The sequence below is a fragment of the Streptomyces anandii JCM 4720 genome, from assembly GCF_014650655.1.
GTDB lineage: Bacteria > Actinomycetota > Actinomycetes > Streptomycetales > Streptomycetaceae > Streptomyces > Streptomyces anandii.
Window position 1 is genome coordinate 150,846 of record NZ_BMVJ01000005.1, and the last position, 5,476, is coordinate 156,321.

The 5,476-nt window shown below is 74.8% G+C and carries 5 protein-coding genes; all 5 read right to left on the bottom strand.

All coding sequences use genetic code 11. From position 1 onward, the window contains the following. On the bottom strand, positions 1-2,134 hold a 2,134-nt coding region (locus IE249_RS11515; protein ID WP_229858163.1), incomplete at its 3' end, for an AfsR/SARP family transcriptional regulator. Between the two features lie 141 nt (positions 2,135-2,275). Beyond that, positions 2,276-3,619, bottom strand: a complete 1,344-nt coding sequence (locus IE249_RS11520; protein ID WP_189704695.1) for an FAD-dependent oxidoreductase — start codon at positions 3,617-3,619, stop codon at positions 2,276-2,278. Between the two features lie 52 nt (positions 3,620-3,671). Further along, positions 3,672-3,893, bottom strand: coding sequence for a DUF397 domain-containing protein (locus tag IE249_RS11525; RefSeq protein ID WP_189704696.1), 222 nt, complete (start codon positions 3,891-3,893; stop codon positions 3,672-3,674). Next, entirely contained in the window at positions 3,877-5,061 is a 1,185-nt protein-coding gene (locus IE249_RS11530) for a helix-turn-helix domain-containing protein (protein WP_189704697.1), read from the bottom strand. Before IE249_RS11530 ends, IE249_RS11525 begins: the two co-directional genes overlap by 17 nt. A gap of 5 nt (positions 5,062-5,066) precedes the next feature. Beyond that, the coding region (locus IE249_RS11535) for an ATP-binding protein (RefSeq protein ID WP_189704698.1) at positions 5,067-5,476 on the bottom strand (410 nt) is incomplete at its 5' end.

The window sequence follows — 5,476 nt, forward strand, 5'->3', positions numbered from 1 at the left end:
CGTGGGTGACGGCGGCCATCAGGTTGGCGCGCTCGGCCTCCAGCCACGCCTCGGCCTGCTCCCGGTCCTTCACCGGCGCCGCCGGCGGCGTGACGCCCGCGGGCGAGGGCTCGCCGGGGCGGCAGGACGGCCGCGGCGGCACGTCGAGGAAGGACACCGCCCGCTCTGCCGTGGCGAGGTAGAAGCGCAGCACGCGCAGCAGGGCCTGTTCGCGTTCGGCGGCCGTCTCCAGGGCGTCGACCTGCTCACGGGCGAAGAGGCGGATGAGGTCGTGCATCTGGTAGCGGCCGGGGGCGAGGCTGTGCAGCAGGTGCGCGTCGACCAGACGTTCCAGCGCGTCCTCGGCCCGCCAGGTCTCCACGCCGAGCAGCGCGGCCGCCGCCTGCAGGCTCATGTTCGACCCGGGCAGCACCCCGCAGAAGCGGAACGCGCGTGCGGCGGCCGTGTCCGTGGGGTGCTCGCTGTGGCAGAGCCCGTCGTAGCCGGCGTGGAAGCTGGCGCGTACGGACAGGTCGCCGACGCGGATCTCGTCGAGCCGGTTCTGCGCGTCGGCCAGCCGCTCCGCGAAGGCGCTCAGGGGCCAGCCGGGGCGACCCGCCATCCGGGCGCCGACGATGCGCAGGGCCAGCGGAAGCCGGCCGCACATCTGCACGATCGCGTCGGTGGCCTCCGGCTCGGCGGCGACGCGTTCCGCGCCGACCAGCCGCTCCAGCAGCGCGGTCGCCTGGTCGTGGAACATCACGCCGAGGTGGAGGTGGGTGGCGCCCTCCAGGGAGGTGAGCATCTCCCGGCTGGTGATCAGCACGGCGCAGCCGGGCCCGGCGGGCAGCAGCGGTCTGACCTGGTCCACGCCGGCCGCGTTGTCGAGCACGATCAGCATGCGGCGGTCGGCCACCAGCGAGCGGAAGGTGGCCGCGGCCTCCTCGGTGTTGGCGGGTACGGCCACGTCCGGTATGCCGAGCGTGCCGAGGAACCGGCCGAGCACCTCACCGGGTTCCAGGGGCGTCAGCCCCGCGGTGGCGCCGTGCAGGTCGACGTAGAACTGGCCGTCGGGGAAGCGGTCGGCGAGCTGGTGGGCGGTGTGGATGGCCAGCGCCGACTTGCCCACCCCGCCGGCCCCGTCGATCACGGCCATCGCCACCTGCCCCTGGCCGCCGCCCTCCAGCAGCCGGTGCAGCACCGAGCTCTCGCCGGCCCGGCCGACGAACGTGGCGCTCAGGTGGGGGAGTTCCCTCGGCACCAGGGCGGGTCTGCCCTCCGCGGTGCCGCGCCTGCCGTTCAGCGGGTCTCCCGGCGCGGGCGCCTCGGTCCCGCGCTCGGCGGTCTTCGCGGCCGCGGCCCGTGGCCCGGGCCCGAGCAGGAGCGACGCGTCGGCCCGCAGGATCCGCTGGTGGAGCTGTTGCAGCGGCGGACCGGGCTCGATGCCCAGCTCCTCCGCCAGCTGGTGCCGCAGATCGCGGTAGGCGGCCAGCGCGTCCGCCTGCCGGCCCGCCCGGTACAGGGCCAGCATCAGCCGGCCGCGCAGCGCCTCGCGCAGCGGGTGCTCCGTGACCAGCGCGTCCAGCTCGTCGAGCACCGCCTCGTGGCGGCCCAGCCGCAGCCGCGCCTCGATGCGCGACTCCCGCGCCTGCGTGCGATACGCCGCCAGGCGCATCGTCTCCGCCTCCACGGCCGGTGTCGGCGGTACGTCGGTGAAGGGCGTGTCGTGCCACAACCGCAGCGCCTCGCCGAGCAGTTCGGCGGCGGCCTCGGCCGCCCCGCGCGCCAGTTCGCGACCGCCCTCGTCGACCAGTTCCGTGAAGCGGTGCGCGTCGGCCTCGCCGGGCCGCACGATGAGCCGGTAGCCGTGGGCCCGGTAGCCCTGGGCGTGCGTCACCAGCAGCCGGCCCGACTCGTCCCCGAGCGCCCGCCGCACCCGGGAGACGTAACCCTGGAGGATCTTGCCCGCGCTCTGCGGGGGCCGGGCGCCCCACAGCTCCGCGACCAGCCGGTCGGTGGAGACCACCTGGTTGGCGTCGCACAGCAGTACCGCGAGCAGCATCCGCCACTTCGCCGGGGCGAGGGGGATCTCCTCGCCGCCGCGCCACAGCCCGAGCGGGCCGAGGACCTGGTACCGCATGTCGTGCTCCGTCACTCGTCTCCTCTACGGGCTGCCCCGGCTCCCGGCACCTGGGGCGCCTACCAGTGGTACGGGAACGCCGGGCGCGGGGTTCGAACATCCTGGGGGCAATCCCTGTACGACGCAAGGAAGTTGCCGTCCTCGCTGCTCCTGGGCCTAGGCGCGGGCCGGTGAGCGGCGGGCGGCGAGCAGGCTGCGCACGACGGTGGCGGGCCGCAGTGCCGCGCCGGGCGGGGCCAGCAGGTGCTGCATGTCCAGTACGACGCGATGGGCGTCGGCCGAGACATGGCTGGCCAGCACCACCTGGCGCACATAGCGGTTGACCAGGTCGGTGCCGGGCGGCCGGTGGCCCACCGTCTCCGGATACATGAAGTCGCCGCCCGTGGCCACCTGCCACGGGCCGGCGATCACCTTGGCGGCCGCACGGTAGTAGGCGCGGGCCATCGCCGAGGACGCGGTGCCGAACCGGTCGAGGCAGCGCCCGAGTTGCACCGCCTCCAGAGCGGCGACGCTCATGCCCTGCCCGTACACGGGATTGAGGCTGCACAGGGCGTCCCCGATGGCCACATGGCCGGCCGGGGGCCGCCGCAGCCGCTCGAAGTGGCGCCTGCGGGAGCGCGGGTGGGTGAATCTGCGGGCGTCGCCCTCGCCCAACGGTTCGGCCGCGGCGACCAGTTCACCGATGTGCCCGGTCGGCAGCTCCGCGGCGAACTTGGCGAACCCCTGCGGGTCGGCGGGCGCGTGGGCCCCGTGCCAGCCGGCCAGGGTGACCATCCACCGGCCGCCCTCGACGGGCAGGACGGCCGCCGCCCGCTTGTCGTGCGGCGGCACCCCGGCGATCAGATACAGCAGCGCGCCGTCGCGCAGCCGTTCGCCGTCGTCGCGCCGCAGCAGCCGGGTGGTGTATCCGACGTCGACCTTGACGGTGGCCACCTCGGGCACCGGACAGCCCAGGGCCTCGAGCCACTTCCCGGTACGGGCGCCGCCGTGTCCCGTGGCGTCCACGACCAGTTCGGCGGCGAGCCGCTCGCCCCCGTCCAGCTCGACCCCGCTCACCCGCTCCGCGTTCCCGGTCAGCCCGCTCACCGCGAGACCGCCGCGGATCTCCACGCCGGGCAGGGCGGCGACGCGGGACCTGATCGCGTACTCCAGGAACGCGCGGCTCAGGCTGATCCCGTGCAGGCCGCTGTCGAAGCGCAGCCGATGGCCCCCCATCTGGTGGAAGAGGACGTCCGCGCCGGGGTCGAAGGGCACCGCCCCACCGGCCACCAACTCGTCGGTGAGGCCGGGGAACAGCGCCTCGCACGTGTTCTGCCCGCTGACGAGCAGCGCGTGCGCGTGGCCACTCTGCGGCACACCGCGCCGGTCCCGCGCCTCACCGGGCAGCGCGTCCCGGTCCAGGACCGTCACCCGGCCGAACCGGCCGGCCAGCGCGCGTGCCGCGACGAGCCCCGCCATCGAGCCGCCGATGACCACCGCATGCGCACCGACCGAATCCATGGGCCCTCCCACCGCACCGGCGCCGCGTTCGTTCACGGCACCGGGGCGGAGTTTAGAAGGGTGGTGTGGTCTGTGTCACTCGTTCTCGGCCGTCCGCGAGAGACGTGAGAAACGACCGCCATGCCCCCGCCCCGCAGCGGAACCCGGGAGCCTCCGGGTTCTTGCTGTCCCGGACGCGGACGACGTGCCCGTCGTCGGCGACCTCCACGCAGTTCCCCCCGTTGCCCATGCTGCGGCTGCTCCTGCGCCAGCGCGGCTCAGTCCGGTCCGTCATCGATTTCCCTCCTCAGCCGGCGTATCAGCACGCGCGAGCCGTGCGGCGAGAGCGCGTTGGCCTGGATCAGGTTGAACGCCAGCTGATGCTGCCTGAGTTGACGGGGATCGCTGGTCACCTGACCCCCGATGAACGACTCGCCGTACAGGACGTCCGGGCCCTCCCGGAACCCCATGATCCGAAACGGCGTCATGCCCCCGGGGTGCTGCCGCACACTGAACGGGATCACCTGAAGGCACACCTTCGGCAGCTCGGCCACGGCCAGCAGGTGGCCGAGCTGTTCACGCATGGTCCCGCCGCCGCCGACGCGGCGGCGCAGCACCCCCTCGTCGAGCGCGATCATGATCTGCGGCGGATCACCCCGCTCCAGGATGCGCTGCCGGTCCATCCGGGCCGCAACGAACTGCTCGATCCGCAGCGCCGGGGCCACCGGATGGGCGGTGGCGAAGACGGCCCGCGCGTAGTCCTCCGTCTGCAGGAGGCCGGGAACGGCGACGGTCTCGAATTCCTGCACGAAACTCGCCTGCTGCTCCAGCTCGACGACCTGCCAGAACCAGTCCGGGTAGGCGGACTTGACGAGCGAGGGCCACAGCGCCGCGAGCGCGCCGCCCGCGCCGAGCACCCGGTCCGCCTCCAGGGCGAAGCCGCGGGACGGCATCCGCTCGGCGCTCTCCGTGCGCTCGACCACCGCCCGGGCGCACCGCATCCGCTCCGCCAGCTCCCGGGGCGTGAGTCCGGCGGCCAGCCGGTGGCGCCGCAACTCACCGCCGAACCGGGCCAGTACGGAGGCGAGATCCCCGCCGCGCGTCCCCACGGCCGCCGCCTCCCGAGCCTCCGCCGCGAGTGCCGGCCCCCGGCCGCCCGGCGCCTGCCAGGCCACCGTGCCGTCCGGCCCCAGCGCGGCTCGCGCGATCGGCACCGCGGGCACCGCCGAGCCCGGCCGGTCCGGGGTCGCCGGCACCCGGCTGAGCAGCCCCCAGGAGTGCACCCCCGGGCGGGCCCCGGCGGACAGGGCCGCCTCGATGCAGGAGCGCGCGCTCTGCTCCGTCGTACAGGTACCGCACGGTCCCTGCTGGTGCCTGCTGTCGCAGACCTGGTGCACCTCCCACCCGTACAGGCTGCCGCCGCCCGCGACCACGGGCGCGCCCCGGCCCGGGCTCTCGCTCACGCCGTTCACCGTTCCCCGACCGCGAGGGTGCACCAGGTCGTCTTCCGGCCGTGGCGGTCCCGCCGCGCACCCCAGGCCGAGGCGATCGCCTGCACGAGGAACATGCCGCGGCCCTGCTCCTGGTGGGGATCCGCCCGGTGGACCACGGGCTGCGCCACGGACCCGTCCGTGACCTCGATCAGCAGCCGGTCGCCGACCTGCATCAGATCCAGCGTGATCGCCGCGCAGGGCGCGTACTTGACCGCGTTGCCGACCAGCTCGCTGACGAGCAACCGCCCGTCGTCGACCGTCCCGGCAGGGCAGCCCCAGGTGATCAGGGCGGTGCCCACCAACGCGCGCACCCTGCCCACCTCGGCCGCCACGGGCCGCAGATGCAGGTGCACGTGCCGGCCGAAGGCGAGGTCGCAGTCGGCGC

What these genes read in the sequence shown, in the direction of transcription:
- IE249_RS11520 (WP_189704695.1), bottom strand. Translation starts at nt 3,619, where the DNA reads ATGGATTCGGTCGGTGCGCATGCGGTGGTCATCGGCGGCTCGATGGCG.
- IE249_RS11525 (WP_189704696.1), bottom strand. Translation starts at nt 3,893, where the DNA reads ATGACGGACCGGACTGAGCCGCGCTGGCGCAGGAGCAGCCGCAGCATG.